At 73.4% G+C, this 16261-nt stretch carries 16 protein-coding genes; 8 read left to right on the top strand and 8 right to left on the bottom strand.

The features are described from left to right. Window positions 1-5: 5 nt before the first annotated feature. The 5 genes from ACFWJX_RS27100 to ACFWJX_RS27080 all read right to left on the bottom strand — a co-directional run bounded on the left by ACFWJX_RS27100 (window position 6) and on the right by ACFWJX_RS27080 (window position 5389). On the bottom strand, window positions 6-455 hold the full coding sequence (locus ACFWJX_RS27100) for a DUF6098 family protein (protein ID WP_383248179.1): 450 nt from the start codon (window positions 453-455) through the stop codon (window positions 6-8). A gap of 103 nt (window positions 456-558) precedes the next feature. Further along, window positions 559-2412 (bottom strand): sensor histidine kinase, encoded by a 1854-nt coding sequence (locus tag ACFWJX_RS27095; RefSeq protein ID WP_383248177.1) that lies wholly within the window; start codon window positions 2410-2412, stop codon window positions 559-561. After that, window positions 2409-3104: a response regulator gene (locus ACFWJX_RS27090; RefSeq protein ID WP_383248175.1), complete on the bottom strand. Its 696-nt coding sequence runs from the start codon at window positions 3102-3104 to the stop codon at window positions 2409-2411. The genes ACFWJX_RS27095 and ACFWJX_RS27090 overlap by 4 nt, the downstream gene beginning before the upstream one ends. Before the next feature lie 92 nt (window positions 3105-3196). Further along, window positions 3197-3949: a L,D-transpeptidase family protein gene (locus ACFWJX_RS27085; protein ID WP_383248173.1), complete on the bottom strand. Its 753-nt coding sequence runs from the start codon at window positions 3947-3949 to the stop codon at window positions 3197-3199. Window positions 3950-3991: 42 nt separating this feature from the next. Beyond that, on the bottom strand, window positions 3992-5389 hold the full coding sequence (locus ACFWJX_RS27080; protein WP_383248171.1) for a M1 family metallopeptidase: 1398 nt from the start codon (window positions 5387-5389) through the stop codon (window positions 3992-3994). A 153-nt stretch (window positions 5390-5542) separates the two neighbouring features. Here ACFWJX_RS27080 and ACFWJX_RS27075 point away from each other — a divergent pair, with 153 nt between their 5' ends. Then, window positions 5543-5890, top strand: a complete 348-nt coding sequence (locus ACFWJX_RS27075; protein ID WP_383248169.1) for a DUF488 domain-containing protein — start codon at window positions 5543-5545, stop codon at window positions 5888-5890. A gap of 164 nt (window positions 5891-6054) precedes the next feature. On the opposite strand, the gene ACFWJX_RS27070 is transcribed toward ACFWJX_RS27075, so the two are convergent. Then, the gene (locus ACFWJX_RS27070; RefSeq protein ID WP_383248229.1) at window positions 6055-7728 is read right to left on the bottom strand and encodes an FAD-binding dehydrogenase; all 1674 of its coding nucleotides are present in this window, start codon (window positions 7726-7728) and stop codon (window positions 6055-6057) included. A 17-nt stretch (window positions 7729-7745) separates the two neighbouring features. Next, entirely contained in the window at window positions 7746-8402 is a 657-nt protein-coding gene (locus ACFWJX_RS27065) for a TetR/AcrR family transcriptional regulator (RefSeq protein WP_383248167.1), read from the bottom strand. A 136-nt stretch (window positions 8403-8538) separates the two neighbouring features. Here ACFWJX_RS27065 and ACFWJX_RS27060 point away from each other — a divergent pair, with 136 nt between their 5' ends. From ACFWJX_RS27060 to ACFWJX_RS27050, 3 genes are all read left to right on the top strand, one after another. Continuing rightward, window positions 8539-9165, top strand: coding sequence for an alpha-ketoglutarate-dependent dioxygenase AlkB (locus ACFWJX_RS27060; RefSeq protein WP_383248165.1), 627 nt, complete (start codon window positions 8539-8541; stop codon window positions 9163-9165). Window positions 9166-9245: 80 nt separating this feature from the next. After that, window positions 9246-9995 carry an MBL fold metallo-hydrolase gene (locus ACFWJX_RS27055; RefSeq protein WP_383248163.1) on the top strand — a complete coding sequence of 250 codons (750 nt, stop codon included), beginning with the start codon at window positions 9246-9248 and terminating at the stop codon, window positions 9993-9995. A gap of 9 nt (window positions 9996-10004) precedes the next feature. Continuing rightward, window positions 10005-11240, top strand: a complete 1236-nt coding sequence (locus tag ACFWJX_RS27050; protein ID WP_383248162.1) for a DUF4032 domain-containing protein — start codon at window positions 10005-10007, stop codon at window positions 11238-11240. A gap of 19 nt (window positions 11241-11259) precedes the next feature. Here ACFWJX_RS27050 and ACFWJX_RS27045 read toward each other — a convergent pair whose 3' ends face one another. Beyond that, entirely contained in the window at window positions 11260-12132 is an 873-nt protein-coding gene (locus tag ACFWJX_RS27045) for a universal stress protein (RefSeq protein WP_383248161.1), read from the bottom strand. A 65-nt stretch (window positions 12133-12197) separates the two neighbouring features. On the opposite strand from ACFWJX_RS27045, the gene ACFWJX_RS27040 reads away from it, so the two are divergent. The 4 genes from ACFWJX_RS27040 (at window position 12198) to ACFWJX_RS27025 (ending at window position 16244) form a co-directional block, all read left to right on the top strand. Next, window positions 12198-12551, top strand: a complete 354-nt coding sequence (locus tag ACFWJX_RS27040; RefSeq protein WP_383248159.1) for a VOC family protein — start codon at window positions 12198-12200, stop codon at window positions 12549-12551. 176 nt (window positions 12552-12727) lie between these two features. Further along, entirely contained in the window at window positions 12728-14404 is a 1677-nt protein-coding gene (locus tag ACFWJX_RS27035; protein WP_383248157.1) for an FAD-dependent oxidoreductase, read from the top strand. Window positions 14405-14415: 11 nt separating this feature from the next. Beyond that, window positions 14416-15894, top strand: coding sequence for an ATP-binding protein (locus ACFWJX_RS27030; protein WP_383248228.1), 1479 nt, complete (start codon window positions 14416-14418; stop codon window positions 15892-15894). After that, complete coding sequence (locus ACFWJX_RS27025) at window positions 15891-16244, top strand: UBP-type zinc finger domain-containing protein (RefSeq protein ID WP_383248155.1); 354 nt, start codon at window positions 15891-15893, stop codon at window positions 16242-16244. Before ACFWJX_RS27030 ends, ACFWJX_RS27025 begins: the two co-directional genes overlap by 4 nt. Window positions 16245-16261 lie beyond the last annotated feature (17 nt).

Raw genomic sequence — 16261 nt, 5'->3', positions numbered from 1 at the left:
GGTTCTCACCGGCCCGTCCGCCGCAGCGGGCCCCACTCCGCCTCCTGCCGGGCCACCTCCTCACGCGCCGCCTCGATCACCGAGCCGTCGATCCAGCACAGCGGCCGTACGTCGGTCACGAGCGGCTCGTTGTCGGGGCCCCGGCCCGCCTCCCGTCCCGCGAGGACCCAGGGGCGCACGCCGGGGCCCTTCTCGTGCGGCAGGTGCGCGTAGTCGTACAGGCGCCGGGCCACCCAGAGGGTGCGGGAGCGGTCCTCCCACCAGTCCTCGACATCCAGGGGGTTCGCGGACAGGCCGTTCATCGGGACGCCGGTGAGCTCGTCGGTGCTGGACGCCTCCCCGAGGTCGGTCTCGGGCCCGCGTGACCAGCGGACGAACAGACCCCGCTGCCGCATGACCAACTCGGCCAGTTCGGCCAGGGAGCGCGCGACCGGCAGGTCGTCGGACGAACTCATGGCATGACCTCCCTCTCCGCAGTCAGGACAGCCCGCGCCGTCAGGACAACGGGGTACCCGCACCGCCCGGCGGGAATCAGCCCTTCCGAGCGCCCCTCCTGGCTCAGCCGTCCCGCGGTGTCCGCGCGGCGGGCAGCCTCAGGGTGAACACGCTCCCCGAGCCCGGAGTGCTCGCCGCCTCCGCCGTGCCACCGTGCGCGGCCGTCAGATGGCGGACGATCGACAGGCCGAGGCCGCTGCCGCCGGTGCGGCGGCTGCGCGACTTCTCGGCGCGCCAGAACCTCTCGAAGACCTGCGGCAGATCCTCGGCCTCGATGCCGGTGCCGGTGTCGGCGACCTCCAGCACCACCCGCTCGCCGACCGCGCGCGCGGTCAGCGTGACCGTGCCGCCGGACGGGGTGTGGCGTACGGCGTTGGTGACGAGGTTGCCGAGCGCCTGCCGCAGCCGCACCGGGTCGGCGTCCAGCCAGGGGCTGCCGTGGGTGTCGGTGCGCAGGGCGACGCCCGCGGTGTCGGCGGCGACGCGGTGGGCGGCGGCGACCTGGGCGAGGAGGTCGTCGGCGGGAACGGGCTCGCGGTGCAGGCGCAGGGTGCCGGCGTCGGCGTCGGCGAGGTCACGCAGGTCGTCGATGACCCGTTGCAGGACGAGGGCCTCCTCGTGCAGGGCGGCCAGGAGTGCGGGGTCCGGTTCGACGAGGCCGTCGCGGGTGACCTCCAGCCAGCCCCGGATGTTGGTGAGCGGGCTTCGCAGCTCGTGGGCGACATCGCTGACCAGGGCCTTGCGCTGGGCTTCGAGGCGTTCGCGGCGCTCGGCCAGGTCGTTGAAGGCCTCCGCGAGGATGCCCGTTTCGTCACGGGTGGTGACGGGCACGCGCGCGTGCAGCTCGGGTGGCTGCTGGGCGGCCTCGGTGAGCGCGCGCAGGGGCCGTACCAGGCGGGTGGCGACGACTGCGGTCACGGCGACGGTGACGGCGAGCACGAGTCCGGCCGCGCCGACGACCTTCGCCTTGTTGGCGGAGGACATGTCCCAGCGGGGCGCTGCGCCGTTGTTCCCGCCGCCGAGGAAGAGTTCCGCGACGGGGGCGACGTACGGGTCGAGCTGGGCGAGGCGGGCGTCGTCCAGGCAGCGCTGCGCGGCGCGCGTCGTCGCGCCGTCCCCCTTGAGGAGGAAGCCGGGAGAGGGCGTCGGGGAGCGCAGGTCCGCGCCGCCGAGGCCGACGATGCCGCCCAGGGCAAGGGGCGTGTCGGGGTCCAGCCCCGCCCCGGTCAGGCAGCCGCGGGCGAGCTTCTGGAGGGCGGCCAGCGCCTTCTCCTCCGTGGGCATCGCGGCGTTGAGCCGCCCGTCGGCGCACGGCTCGGGGACATAGCCGTCCTCGACGGTGTCGTCCGCGGGGTGGAGGACCGGGCGGCCGCTGGGCGTGCGGGAGACGGTGGTGTCGATGCCGTGGCGCAGGAAGCAGCTCTGCCGTTCGCGCGCCAGCGTGTCGAGCCGGGCGCGTTCACCCGCCGTGAGCCGGTAGGGGCCGACGACGCGCGGGTCCGTGCCGCTGAGCTGGGCGCCGGGTTCGCTGGAGGTGTCGGTGCGCAGGGGGTCGACGGTGGCGGCCGCGCGCGGCGGCAGGGAGGTGCCGCGAGGTGCGGAGTCGGCGAGGAGGGTGCGGTCGGCGCCGGTCAGGGCGATACGCCGGCCGGTCTGCGCGGACAGGGCGCGGACGGTGGCCGGTACGCCGCTCCAGTCGGGGTGGGTGGCGGCGTAGCCGCTGAGCCGGGCGAGGATGTCCATGTCGTCGGCGAGGGCCTGGCCCTGTTCCTCCCGCAGGGCGCGGGTGGTGGTGGTCACCGCCAGCCAGGCCGTCGCGGCCACCGAACAGACGGCGATCAGGACGGACGCGATGAGGAGCCGGACGAGGAGGCGTTTGCGCAGCGGTATGCGGGGGCGGGGGCGGGGGCGTTTCACGGGCGGGTACCGCTGAGTTTGTAGCCGACGCCGAAGACGGTCAGCAGCCGGGCGGGTCTGCGCGGGTCCGCCTCGATCTTGCGGCGCAGGTTCATGATGTGGACGTCGACGGCCCGTTCGGTGGAGGCGCGGTCGTAGCCACGGGTGTATTGCAGCAACTGCCGTCGGGAGAAGACCCGTTCGGGCTCGCCGACGAGGGCGAGGAGGATCTGGAACTCGGCGGGCGTGCAGTCCACCGGCGCCCCGTCGCACCGCACCTCGTGCCGCGCGGGGTCGACGGCGATCCCGGCGGCCCGTACGACGGGGTCCTCCCGCCGGCCGGCGGCGGAGCCGCTGCGCCGCAGGACGGTGCGGATGCGGGCCATCAGCTCACGCGGGCTGTACGGCTTGGTCATGTAGTCGTCGGCGCCCAGTTCCAGGCCGAGCAGCACGTCGTCCTCGGCGGCGCGGGCGGTCAGCATCAGGACGGGGATGTCGTCGTCCCGGCGGAGCACCCGGCACACCCCGAAGCCGTCGATGACCGGCAGCATGAGGTCCAGCACGACGAGGTCCGGCCGGTCCCGGCGCACCGCGTCGAGCGCGGCCGAGCCGTCGTGCACGACGGTGGCGGTGTGCCCCTCGGCGAGCAGGGAGCGGCGGATGAGTTCGGCCTGCATCGCATCGTCCTCGGCGACCAGCACATGTGCGCACACGCGGCGGTTTCCCCTTGTTCCTGTGGGCGATAGGTGTCGGTGGGCGGTCGGTGTCGGTGGGCGGTCGGTGGGCGTTCGGCGGCCGGTCCGGGTCAGCGTGCCAGGGAGGCATGGTCGCCCATGACGACGACCGGGTGGAGGGCGGGGTCGAGGGCGCGGAGCAGTTCCTTCATGTGCCGTTCGGCGATGCTGACGCAGCCGTGGGTGGGGCCGCCGTGGTCGACGTGGATCCAGATGCCTCCGCCACGCTCGGCCCCCAGGGGGCGGGTCCAGTCCAGGGGCGAGGTACCGGGCTTGCGGTTGTAGTCGATGGCGATCACGTAATCGAAGGACCCGGCCAGGGATTCGCCCTCGAAGCCTGTGCCGGGTGAGCGGAATCCGCCGGTCGACCGGTCGTACGGCAGCCGCGTGCCGGGGTCGGGCAGTCGTCCGCCGGCGTCGGTGAGGCCGTACACGCCGATGGGTGAGCGCAGGTCGCCGGAGAGGTGGTGGTCGGTCCAGCCGCGCAGGGCGTTGTGGGCGGGCCAGGCCGGGCCGGGCTGCCAGCCGGTGCCGGTGCGGCGGTACAGGACGACTTCGGAGAGCGGGGAGTCCGGGCCGCGCCCGGTCACCACGACCACCTGGCGCGCGGCGGCCGGCACGGCGGAGCGGGTCTTCGGGCCGAGGCCCGGCAGGTGCTGCGGGACGGCCTGCGCAGCGGCCTCGGGCGCGGGCGTGCTCGGCACCGCGGGAGCGGTCGCGGGGTCGGGGTCCTTGTGGTCGGGCGAGGCCGCCGCGCCGCCGCCGCACCCGGTGAGCAGGAGGGACGCGGCGAACAGCGCGACGCGGGCGCGATGCGTGATCATGACTCGACCCTGGCCGAGAGGTGTGAGGAACTGGTCAGGTTCTCAGGGCTGGTTGGGCTTTCCCCGAGCGTACAGCCAGGTCTTGAACAGGCTTCCGAGGTCCTTGCCGGACACCTTCTCCGCCAGCCGCTCGAACTGGGCCGTGGTGCCGTTGCCGCCGCGGTGTCCGGACGCCCAGGCGCGCAGGACACGGAAGAACGCGCGGTCGCCGACCGTGGTGCGCAGGGCGTGCAGGGCCATGGCGCCGCGGGCGTAGACGGGCGTGCCGAAGATGTTCGCTCCGCTGCCGGGGTCACCGGGCGGGAACGCCCACAGGCCGTCGGCCGCCGGGCGGGCGTAGAGCGCGTCGAAGGCGGCCTGGGCGCTGTCGCCGCCGTGCTGTTCGGCGTAGAGCCACTCGGCGTAGGTGGCGAAGCCCTCGTTGAGCCAGATGTCCTTCCAGGAGGTGAGGGAGACGGAGTCGCCGAACCACTGGTGGGCGCTCTCGTGGACGAGGGTGCCCAGGTCCGGCGCCCTGTCGTACACGGGCCGGGTCTGGGTCTCCAGGGCGTAGCCGACGTCCGGGGCGTGGTCGACGACGGAGCCGGCCGCGCGGTACGGGTACGGGCCGAACAGGCCGCTCCCCCACTCCAGTACGGCAGGGAGCTTCGCCAGCACGGGCTTGGCCGCGGCCGCTTCGCGGGGATCGACGGCGTCGTACACCTTGATGCCGTCGCGGGTGGTGTACTGCCGGACCTGGAAGGTGCCGACGGTGGCCGTGGCGAGGTAGGCGGCCATGGGTTCGGCCTGCCGCCAGCGGTAGGTGGTCCTCCCGTGGGCGGTCCGGCTGCCGAGGAGGACGCCGTTGGCGACGGCCGTGCGGCCCTCGGGGACGGTGATCGTGAAGTCGTACGAGGACTTGTCCGTGGGGTGGTTGTTCGCCGGGAACCAGGTCATGGCGCCCTGCGGCTCCCCGGCGACGAACGCGCCGTCGTCGGTGGGGATCCAGCCGTCGGGGGAGCCGTCGGGGTCGGTGACCGGGCCGGGGGTGCCGGAATAGGTGACGCTCACCAGGAACCGCTCGCCCTTGCGCAGGGCGCGGCGCGGGGTGACGACGAGTTCCTGGCCGTCGCGGCGGTGTCCGGCCTTGACGTGGTCGACGGTGAGGGCGGTGACCTTCAGGCCGTTCAGGTCGAGGTCGAAGCGGGCCAGGGACTGCGTGGCGCGCGCGGTGAGGACGGCTCTGCCGTCGAGGTGCCGGGTGGCCGGGTCGTAACGGAGGGTCAGGCCGTAGTGGTCGACGTGGTAGCCGCCGTTCCCGGCGAGCGGGAAGTAGGGGTCGCCGACGCCGGGCGTGCCCACCGGACCGGCCGCGAGCGCGGGGTCGGCACCCGTGAGCAGGGCCGTCACGGCGAGGGGTACGGCCGCGAGGAGGGCGGGGCGTCTGCGGAGGTGGGTCACGGGCGCTCCTGGGGGGGGTGGCTGTGATCAAACCTGACCAGACTAGGCAGCCGGCCCCGCGGATTCGCCCTCGTTCAGGTCAAGCCGTGCGGCGCGGGCGGGCGGTCCGTGCTTACCCTCGGCACCACCGCCCACCGCGTGGAGAGGCCGCCCATGAGTGTCCGCGTACGCCGTGTGTACGACCCGCCCGAGCCCGGGGACGGCGTCCGGGTCCTGGTCGACCGGCTGTGGCCGCGCGGTCTGGCGAAGGACGCGGCACGGGTCGACGAGTGGCCCAAGGGACTGACCCCGTCGAACGAACTGCGCCGCTGGTACCACGCGGGCGAGGGCTCGTACGAGGAGTTCGCGCGGCGTTACGAGGCGGAGCTGGCCGAGTCGGAGGCGGCCGAACTCCTCGCACGCGTACGTGAGTTGACGGGCGCGGGACCGGTGACCCTGCTCACGGCGGTGAAAGAGCCCGAGCACAGTCACGCGGCCGTGCTGGCCCGCCTCCTCGGCTGAGGGCAGGGTCGCCCGCCGGCTGAGGGCGCGCAGCCTGCTCGGCGGACGGCCGGCCCGGTCCCGGCCGACCCGACGGCCGGTCCGGTCCCCGGGGGTCAGCCCGCCGCCTCTGCCGACGGTCGACCGCCCCGGTCGGGGGCCGGCCCGCCCCGGACCCGTGGGCCTCACCCCGTCTGGCGTGCCGCCGCCCGTCCCGCCGCGCGCCCCGAGAAGAGGCAGCCGCCGAGGAAGGTGCCCTCCAGGGCGTTGTAGCCGTGGACGCCGCCGCCGCCGAACCCGGCGACCTCGCCCGCCGCGTAGAGGCCCTCGACCGGGCTGCCGTCGGCGCCGAGGGCGCGCGAGTCCAGGTCGGTCTGGATGCCGCCGAGGGTCTTGCGGGTGAGGACGTGCAGCTTGACGGCGATGAGCGGTCCGGCGTCGGGGTCGAGGATGCGGTGCGGGGACGCGACGCGGCCGAGGCGGTCCCCGATGTAGCGGCGGGCGTTGCGGATGCCCTGCACCTGGGCGTCCTTGCTGTAGGCGTTGGCCATCTGGAGGTCGCGGGCGCGGATCTGCCGGCGGAGGACGTCGGCGTCGAGGAGGGCCTTGTCGGTCAGACCGTTCATCTTCTCGACCAGACGGTCCAGGGTGTCGGCGACGACGAAGTCAGCGCCGCGGTCGAGGAACGCCTGCACGGGGCCGGGCGCGCCCTTGCCGAGGATCCGGTCGCGCAGCACGGCCTTGCGGTCCTTGGCGGTGATGTCGGGGTTCTGCTCGGAGCCCGACAGCGCGAACTCCTTCTCGACGATCTTGCGCGTGAGGACGAACCAGGAGTGGTCGTGGCCGGCGATGTCCTCGGTGGTGCGCAGATGCCGGAGGGTGCTGAGGGTGTCGTAGCCCGGCAGGCAGGGGTCGGGCAGCCGGCGGCCGAGGGCGTCGAACCACATCGAGGACGGGCCGGGCAGGATGCGGATGCCGTGGCCGGGCCAGATGGCGTCCCAGTTCTGGACGCCCTCCGTGTAGTGCCACATGCGGTCGCGGTTGACGAGCCGGACCCCGGCCTCGGCGCTGATGTCGAGCATGCGGCCGTCGACGTAGGCGGGGACGCCGGTGACCATCTCGGCGGGCGGGGTGCCGAGGCGTTCGGGCCAGTAGCGGCGGACCATGTCGTGGTTGGCGCCGATGCCGCCGCTGGTGACGACGACGGCCTGGGCGGTCAGTTCGAAGTCGCCGACGGGCTCCCGGCTGGAGGAGACACCGCGCGGCGCGTCGTCGGGCGCGAGGACCGTGCCGCGTACGCCCCGTGCGGCGCCGCCCTCGAGGACCAGCTCGTCGACGCGGTGACGGTGGTGGAAGGTGAGCAGCCCGTCCCGGGAGGCCTGCTCGGCGTATCTGACGAAGGGTTCGACGACGCCCGTGCCGGTCCCCCAGGCGACGTGGAAGCGGGGTACCGAGTTGCCGTGCCCGTCGGCGCGCAGATCGCCGCGTTCGGCCCAGCCGACGGTCGGCACGAAGGAGATGCCGTGCCCGGCGAGCCAGGTCCGCTTCTCTCCGGCCGCGAACTCGACGTAGGCACGCGCCCAGCGCACCGCCCAGGAGTCCTCGTCGTCGGTGCGGTCGAACTGGGCGCTGCCCTGCCAGTCGCTCCAGGCGAGGTCGAGGGAGTCCTTGATGCCGAGGCGCCGCTGCTCGGGCGAGTCGACGAGGAACAGCCCGCCGAAGGACCAGAACGCCTGGCCGCCGAGGTTGGCGGCGTTCTCCTGGTCGACCAGGGCGACCCGCCTGCCCCTGCTGGTGAGTTCGTGCGCCGCGACCAGGCCGGCGAGGCCCGCTCCGACGACGATGACGTCCGCGTCCATGGCGACCGTTGCCTTTCTCATTCGGGGTGGTTCTCGGGTTGGCTTTCGGAGTGGCTGTGGGTGCCGCCCTCGGTGAGCAGCGCGGTGAGGAGCTGCTTGAGCCAGGCGCGGGCGCCGTCCACGTCCTTGTCGAGGAGGAGTTGGGTGGTCACCCCGTCGTACGCGGCGACCACCGCGTGGGCGGCTGCGTCGGCGTCGCCGAGGACGGCGGGCAGTGCGGTGTGGGCACGGTCGCGGCCGAGCCGGTCGGCGACGGCGCCGCGCAGTTTTGCCCGGTGTTCGAGCAGGGACCGGGCGACGGCCGGGTCACGGGCGGCGTGCACGAGGAAGTCCGTCTTCACCAGCAGCCAGTCGTGGTCGAGGAGCAGCACCTCGGTGACGCGGTCCACGGAGGCGGGCACGTCGAGGCCGGGGCCGTCCCCGGCGAGCGCGTCGGCGACCTGCCGGGCGATGAGGTCGGCGCGCTGCCGGTAGAGCGCGAAGAACAGCTCGTCCAGGCTGGCGAAGTTGGAGTAGAAGGCGCCCCGGCTGTATCCGGCGGCCTCGCAGACCTCCTCGATGGAGACCCGTCCGAAGCCCTTGGCGGCGAACACCTGGAAGGCGGCGTCGAGGAGGTTGGCCCGGGTGCGCACCCGGCGCCGGGTGACACGCCTCGCCGTCTGCTCCGCCGCCATGCCGGACCTCCGTTCGATACGGGAATGTATCCGATGCACTGGTGTATCGAAAGGGTCCGGACGCCGACTCGCGACCCCGTGCACCCGGCCACCAAGCACATGGAACAAATATTCGATTAAGGAGTAGGCTGGTCCCATGACCAGGCACCTCCAGGGCTCCCTCTTCGACCAGACCGACGAGCTGCGCCTCGGACCCCTCACCGGGATCCGCCGTACCGCGCTCGGCTCGGGCGCCTGGATCGACGTGCTCCCGGGCTGGCTCACCGGGGCGGACCAGCTGTTCGAACAGCTCGCGGCCGAGGTCCCGTGGCGCGCCGAGCGCCGGCAGATGTACGACCAGATGGTCGACGTACCCCGGCTCCTCGCGTTCTACGGGGAGGACCGGGAGCTGCCGCACCCCGTACTGGACGAGGCCCGCGCGGCCCTCTGCGCGCACTACACCGGCGAGCTGGGCGAGCCCTTCGTCACCGCGGGCCTGTGCTACTACCGCGACGGCCGCGACAGCGTGGCCTGGCACGGTGACCGGATCGGCCGGGGCGCCCGTGAGGACACGATGGTCGCCATCCTCTCCGTGGGCGCGCCGCGCGACCTGCTGCTGCGTCCGGTGCGCGGCGGCGACACCGTGCGGCGCCCGCTGGGCCACGGCGACCTGATCGTGATGGGCGGCTCCTGCCAGCGGACCTGGGAGCACTGCGTCCCCAAGTCGACGCGGGCCGCGGGGCCGCGGATCAGCGTCCAGTTCCGGCCGCACGGCGTGCAGTAGGACCACGCGGGCCCGGCGCACCCCCCGTCGATCTGCTTTGCTGTCCCCGTCGGGCACGGACCTCACCCCACGGGACGATCATGCGGGCAGACGTACGGCAGGTCGCGGACGGCACCTATCTGGTGCACGGCGGCCACACCAACTGGGTGATCCTCACCGAGGGCGACGCCGTCACCCTGATCGACACCGGCTACCCCGCGGACCGGCCACAGCTCCTGGACTCCCTCGCCGCGGTGGGCAGTTCACCGAAGGCGGTCACCGCCGTCCTCATCACCCACGCGCACAACGACCACCTCGGGTCCGCCGAGCACCTGCGCACCGAGTACGGCACCCCCGTCCGTCTGCACCCGGCCGAAGTCCCCCACGCCCGCCGGGACTTCCTCCACCAGGTCGGCGTCGGCACGGTGCTGCGCAACGCCTGGCGGCCCGGAGTGCTGCCCTGGGCGGTCCACGTACTGCGCGCCGGCGGCACCGAACAGCACCCGGTCACCGTGCCGGAGCCGTTCCCGGCCGCCACCGGGGCGCTGGACCTGCCCGGCCGGCCCGTACCCGTGCACACCCCCGGGCACACGGACGGCCACACCGTCTTTCACCTCCCCGACGCCGGAATTCTCGTCTCCGGTGACGCGCTGGTCAGCGGGCACGCGACCTCGCGGGTCCGGGGCCCGCAGCTGCTGCCCGGCATGTTCCACCACGACCGGGCCCGCGCGCTGGCCTCGCTGGACGTGATCGGGTCCCTCGCCGCCGACACCCTGCTGCCCGGCCACGGCCCCGTCCACCGGGGGCCGGTGCGGGAGGCCGCACAGCGGGCGCGGGAACGCGCCGTCTAAGGTCGGGCCATGGCTTTGCAGATCAGTGCCACCAACCCGGAGCACCCGGCCCTCCTGCTGGAACTGCCCTGGCAGCTTCCGCTGGAGGAGTGGCCCGAGGACGTTCTCGTACCGCTGCCGCGCGGCATATCCCGGCACGTGGTGCGCTACGCCCGCGCCGGCGACGAGGTGATCGCCGTCAAGGAACTGGCCGAGCGCCCGGCGCTGCGCGAGTACGAGCTGCTGCGCGACCTGGACCGGCTGGGCATCCCCGCCGTCGACCCGCTGGCCGTGGTCACCGGGCGCGCCGACACCGGGGGCGACCCGCTGGAGTCGGTGCTGGTCACCCGGCACCTGGGCGGGTCGATGCCGTACCGGTCGATGTTCGAGACCACCATGCGTCCGGCGACCATGCACCGGCTGATGGACGCCCTGGCGGTGCTGCTGGTGCGGCTGCACCTGTCCGGCTTCGCGTGGGGCGACTGCTCCCTGTCGAACACCCTGTTCCGGCGCGACGCCGGCGCCTACGCCGCCTATCTCGTCGACGCCGAGACCGGTGACCTGCACCCGCAGCTGAGCACCGGGCAGCGCGACTACGACCTCGACCTGGCCCGCGTCAACATCAGCGGCGAGCTGCTCGACCTGGAGGCCTCGGGCGCCCTGCACCCGTCGGTGGACCCGGTCGAGTTCGGCATGGAGATCTGCGCCCGCTACGGGGGCCTGTGGGAGGAGCTGACCCGTACCTCGGTCTACCCGGCGGGCAAGTACCACTACATCGAGCGCCGGATCCGCCGGCTCAACGAGCTGGGTTTCGACGTGGCCGAGATGCAGATCGAGCACTCGTCCAACGGCGACACGGTCACCTTCGTGCCGAAGGTCGTCGACGCGGGCCACCACCAGCGGCAGTTGCTGCGGCTGACCGGCCTGGACACCGAGGAGAACCAGGCCAGACGGCTGCTCAACGACCTGGAGAGCTGGATGGCCACCCAGGACGACTACGCCCCGGGCGACCCCCTCGCCGCCCGCCCCGAGGTGCTGGCGCACCGCTGGGTGCGGGACGTGTTCCGGCCGACCGTACGGGCCGTGCCGCCGGAACTGCGCGGCTCCATGGATCCGGCGGAGATCTACCACGAACTCCTCGAACACCGCTGGTACCTGTCGGAGCGCGCACAGCACGACATCGGGCTCGACACGGCCGTCCAGGACTACATCGCCAGGATCCTGCCCCGCGCGCGGGAGACCCTGGAGCCGACGACGCCGGAGTGAGCCGGACGCCTGGCGTGAGTCAGACGTGCGGGACCACGGCGACCGGGCAGTTCGCGTGGTGCAGCACGCCGTGCGCCACCGAGCCGATCCGGGCACCGACCCCGGTACGGCGCGCCCGCCGGCCGACCACCACCAGCTGGGCCCGCCCGGACACCGACAGCAGCACCTGCCCCGCGCTGCCGATCTCCACGTGCTCCACCACCGGCACGTCCGGGAAGCGTTCCCGCCACGGGGCGAGGGCGTCGGCCAGCGCCTTCTTCTCGTACGGCTCCAGGCCGCCGGCGTCGTCGAGCAGCTTGAGCGAGGCGGGGCTGTAGGAGAACACCGGGGGCAGGGTCCAGGCCCGCACGGCGCGCACCGAGGCGCCGCGGGCGGCGGCCGTCTCGAACGCGAAACGCAGCGCGGGCCCGCTGTCCTCGGGCGAGCCGTGCTGGCCGACGACGATCTCGTGCCCGGCCACCTCGGCGCTCGCCCTGTCCCCGGCCCGCACCAGCACGACCGGGCGCCGGGCCTCGGCGATCACCTGCTGGCCCACCGAGCCGAGCAGGAACCCGACGACCGCGCCGTGCCCGCGCGAGCCGAGCACCAGCACCTCCGCCTCCGCCCCGGCGGCGACCAGCGTCTCGGCCGGGTCGCCCTCCAGGACGTCGCTGGTCACCCGCAGTCCGGGGTGGCGTCCGGAGACGTCGGTGACGGCCTCCCGGACGACGGCCCGCACCCACTCCTCCTGGGCGTCCCGGTCCGCCACCTCGGCCGCCGCGTCCGGCTGGAACCGCCAGGCGTGCACCACCCGCAGCGCCAGATCCCGCCGTACGGCCTCCCTGGCCGCCCAAGCCAGTGCCGCGAGGCTCTCTTCCGTCCCGTCGACCCCTGCCGTGATCGGGCCCGTCATCCCGTCGCCTCCCCGCGTCGTATCTCGCTTCGTCGGGTCCAGTGTTCACCACTACAGTTGCCGTCATGACCTTGGAGTGGGAACAGCTGATCGTCGACTCGGCCGATCCGGTCGCACTGGGACGCTGGTGGGCCGAGGCCCTCGGCTGGGTCGTGGTGAACGACGCGGCCGACGAGTTCGAGATCAGACCGGCCCCGGACCGGTTGCCGGGCCTGCTGTTCGTGCCCGTGCCCGAGGCCAAGACGATCAAGAACCGGCTCCACCTCGACTTCCGGCCCGAGGACCAGCGCGCGGAGGTCGAGCGTCTGCTGGCCCTGGGAGCGCGCCACGCCGACGTCGGGCAGGGCGAGGTGAGCTGGGTGACACTGGCGGACCCCGAGGGCAACGAGTTCTGCGTGCTGAGCGACCGCAGGACCTGAGGCCGTCCCGCGTCGACCGCCGATGCCCCCGATGCCCCGCCGGTGCACGGACCTGCACCGGGAGCGCACGGTCCGCCCGGTCCCGGAGCGCACCGGGGCGATCGAACATACGATGGGCGGAAACCGGCGCGGGGCCCGCCGTGCCGCGAGTCCAGAACCCCCGGGGTGGGAGACGTATGGCACAGGCCGCCGAGACCGCGCGGACCGTCATTCTGACCGTGGACGACGACCCGGGGGTCTCCCGCGCCGTCGCCCGCGATCTCCGGCGCCGCTACGGCGCCGCGTACCGGATCGTGCGCGCCGAGTCCGGCGAGTCCGCGCTGGACGCTCTGCGCGAGCTGAAGCTGCGGGGCGACCTGGTGGCGGTCATCCTGGCCGACTACCGCATGCCGCAGATGAACGGCATCGAGTTCCTCGAGCAGGCCCTGGACGTGTATCCGGGCGCCCGCCGCGTGCTGCTGACCGCGTACGCCGACACCAACGCGGCGATCGACGCGATCAACGTGGTCGACCTCGACCACTATCTGCTCAAGCCGTGGGACCCGCCGGAGGAGAAGCTCTACCCGGTCCTGGACGACCTGCTCGCGGCATGGCGCACCAGCGACCACCGGCCCGTGCCGGCCACCAAGGTCGTCGGGCACCGCTGGTCGGCGCGCTCCTCCGACGTCCGGGAGTTCCTGGCCCGCAACCAGGTGCCCTACCGCTGGTACTCCTCCGACGAGCCCGAGGGGCGGCGGCTGCTCGCCGCGGCCGGCGCGGACGGGCAGCGGCTGCCGCTGGTGATCACCCCCGACGGCACGCCGCTGATCGAGCCGGACGCGCCCGAACTCGCCTCCCACGTGGGGCTGGCGACGACCCCGGAGGCCGAGTTCTACGACCTCGTGGTGATCGGCGGCGGCCCGGCCGGGCTCGGCGCGGCCGTCTACGGCGCCTCCGAGGGGCTGCGGACGGTGCTGGTGGAGCGGTCGGCGACCGGCGGGCAGGCCGGGCAGAGCTCCCGCATCGAGAACTACCTCGGCTTCCCCGACGGCGTGTCCGGCGGACAGCTCACCGACCGGGCCCGCCGGCAGGCCGCCAGGTTCGGCGCCGAGATCCTCACCGCGCGTGAGGTGACGGGACTGGAGGTCAACGGCCCCGCCCGCGTCGTACGGTTCTCCGACGGGTCGGCGGTGGCCGCGCACAGCGTGATCCTGGCGACCGGTGTGTCGTACCGCCAGCTCCTCGCGCCGGGCTGCGACGAGCTGACCGGCTGCGGGGTGTACTACGGCTCGGCGCTCACCGAGGCGGCCTCCTGCCAGGGGCAGGACGTGTACATCGTGGGCGGCGCCAACTCCGCGGGGCAGGCGGCGATGTACCTGGCGCGGGGCGCCAAGTCGGTGACGCTGCTGGTGCGCGGGGAGTCCCTGACGGCGTCGATGTCGCACTACCTCATCCAGCAGATCGAGGAGGCGCCGAACATCTCCGTGCGGACCCGTACCGTCGTGGAGGCCGCGCACGGGGAGGAGCACCTGGAGCAGCTCACCCTGCGGGACGTGGACAGCGGGGCGAGCGAACTCGTCGACGCGCAGTGGATGTTCGTGTTCATCGGCGCGGCCCCGCTGACCGACTGGCTGGACGGCACGGTGCTGCGCGACGGGCGCGGGTTCATCCTGGCCGGGCCCGACCTCACCCCGGACGGGCGGCCGCCGGCGGAATGGGAGCTGGACCGGCCGCCGTACCACCTGGAGACCAACATCCCCGGCGTGTTCGTGGCGGGCGACGCGCGCGCCGAGTCCGCCAAGCGCGTCGCGTCCGCCGTCGGAGAGGGAGCCATGGCCGTCATGCTCGTCCACCGTTATCTGGAGCAGTCGTGAGCGGGCGGCCGATGCCCTGCGAGCCGGCCGAGATCAGCACGCTGTTCCTGTTCGAGAAGCTCTCCCCCGAGCAGCTCGGACGGCTGTGCGCCGAGGGCAGGGTGGAGCGGTTCGAGCCCGGCCCGGTCTACACCGAGGGCGACCCGGCGACCTGCTTCTACGTGATGATCGAGGGCACGGTGGTGCTGTACCGCCGGGTCGGCGGCGACGACGTCGAGGTCAGCCGCACCTCGCAGCGCGGGGTCTACGCGGGCGCGATGCAGGCGTACCTCGGGGACCGGGTGCCGCAGGTCTACAACAACTCGATGCGGGTGACCGAGCCGACCCGCTTCTTCGTGCTGCCCGCGGAGTCGTTCTCGGGCATCATGCGCGAGTGGTTCCCGATGGCGGCGCATCTGCTGGAGGGGCTGTTCTTCGGCTCGAAGAACACCCAGCGGGCCATCGGGCAGCGTGAACGGCTGCTGGCGCTCGGCTCCTTGTCGGCCGGGCTCACCCACGAGCTCAACAACCCCGCCGCCGCGGCCGTACGGGCCACGGCGACGCTGCGGGAACGGGTGGCGAAGATGCGGCACAAGCTCGCCGTCATCTCGCAGGGCGCCTACTCCCGCGAGGTGCTCGCCGGACTGATCGAGATCCAGGAGCGCACGGCCGAACGGGTCGCCAAGGCACCGGTGTTGAGCCCACTGGAGGCCTCCGACCGCGAGGACGAGCTGACCGACTGGCTCGACGACCACGGCATCCCCGAGGGCTGGCGCATCGCCCCCGTCTTCGTGCAGGCCGGACTCGACGTGGACTGGCTGGAGCAGGTCGCGGCGGCCGTACAGGCCGACATCCTGCCCAACGCGATCGGCTGGCTCAACTACACGGTCGAGACCGAGCTGTTGATGGACGAGATCGACGACTCCACCAACCGGATCTCCCATCTCGTCGACGCGGCCAAGCAGTACTCCCAGCTCGACCGCGCCCCCTACCGGGTCGTCGACGTCCACGAACTGCTCGACAGCACCCTGCTGATGCTGTCCGGGAAGATCGGGCCGCGCATCACGGTCGTCAAGGACTACGACCGCACCCTGCCGGACGTCCCCGCGTACCCCGCGGAGCTGAACCAGGTGTGGACCAACCTCGTCGACAACGCGGTGTTCGCCATCAACAGCGACGGCGGGGAAGGCACGCTGACCGTGCGGACCGCACGGGAGGGCGACCGGCTGCTGGTGGAGTTCGGCGACACCGGGCCCGGTATCCCGGCGGACATCCGAAGCCGGATCTTCGATCCCTTCTTCACCACCAAGCCGGTCGGCGAGGGCACCGGTCTCGGCCTGGACATCTCCTGGCGGATCGTCGTGAACAAGCACCACGGCAGCCTCCAGGTCGAGTCCGCGCCGGGTGACACCCGCTTCCAGGTGCTGCTGCCGCTGACCGCGCCCGAGGCCGACGCCGGCCCCGAGAACCCCACCGACACCTCCCCCGAGCCCGCCGAGGAGCCCGTATGACCGACACCGACGCCATCGACCCGAGCGTCCCGCCCAGCGGCACCGGCTGCGTCGAGTGCGACGCGACGGGCGGCTGGTGGTTCCATCTGCGGCGCTGCGCGCAGTGCGGCCACATCGGCTGCTGCGACTCCTCCCCCGCCCAGCACGCCACCGCGCACTGGAAGACCACCGGGCATCCCCTGGTGCAGAGCTTCGAGCCCGGCGAGGACTGGTTCTGGGACTTCGACAGCGACGAGCTGTACGAGTCCGGCCCGGAGCTGGCGCCGCCGTCCGGCCACCCCCTGGACCAGCCCACGCCCGGCCCGGCCGGCCGGGTGCCGGACGACTGGGCCCGGTCGCTGAACCGGTGAGCCGCTGAGGCCCGTTC

This window comes from Streptomyces sp. NPDC058335 (assembly GCF_042723915.1).
Classification (GTDB): domain Bacteria; phylum Actinomycetota; class Actinomycetes; order Streptomycetales; family Streptomycetaceae; genus Streptomyces.
This window is presented reverse-complemented; position numbering and strand designations above follow the sequence as displayed.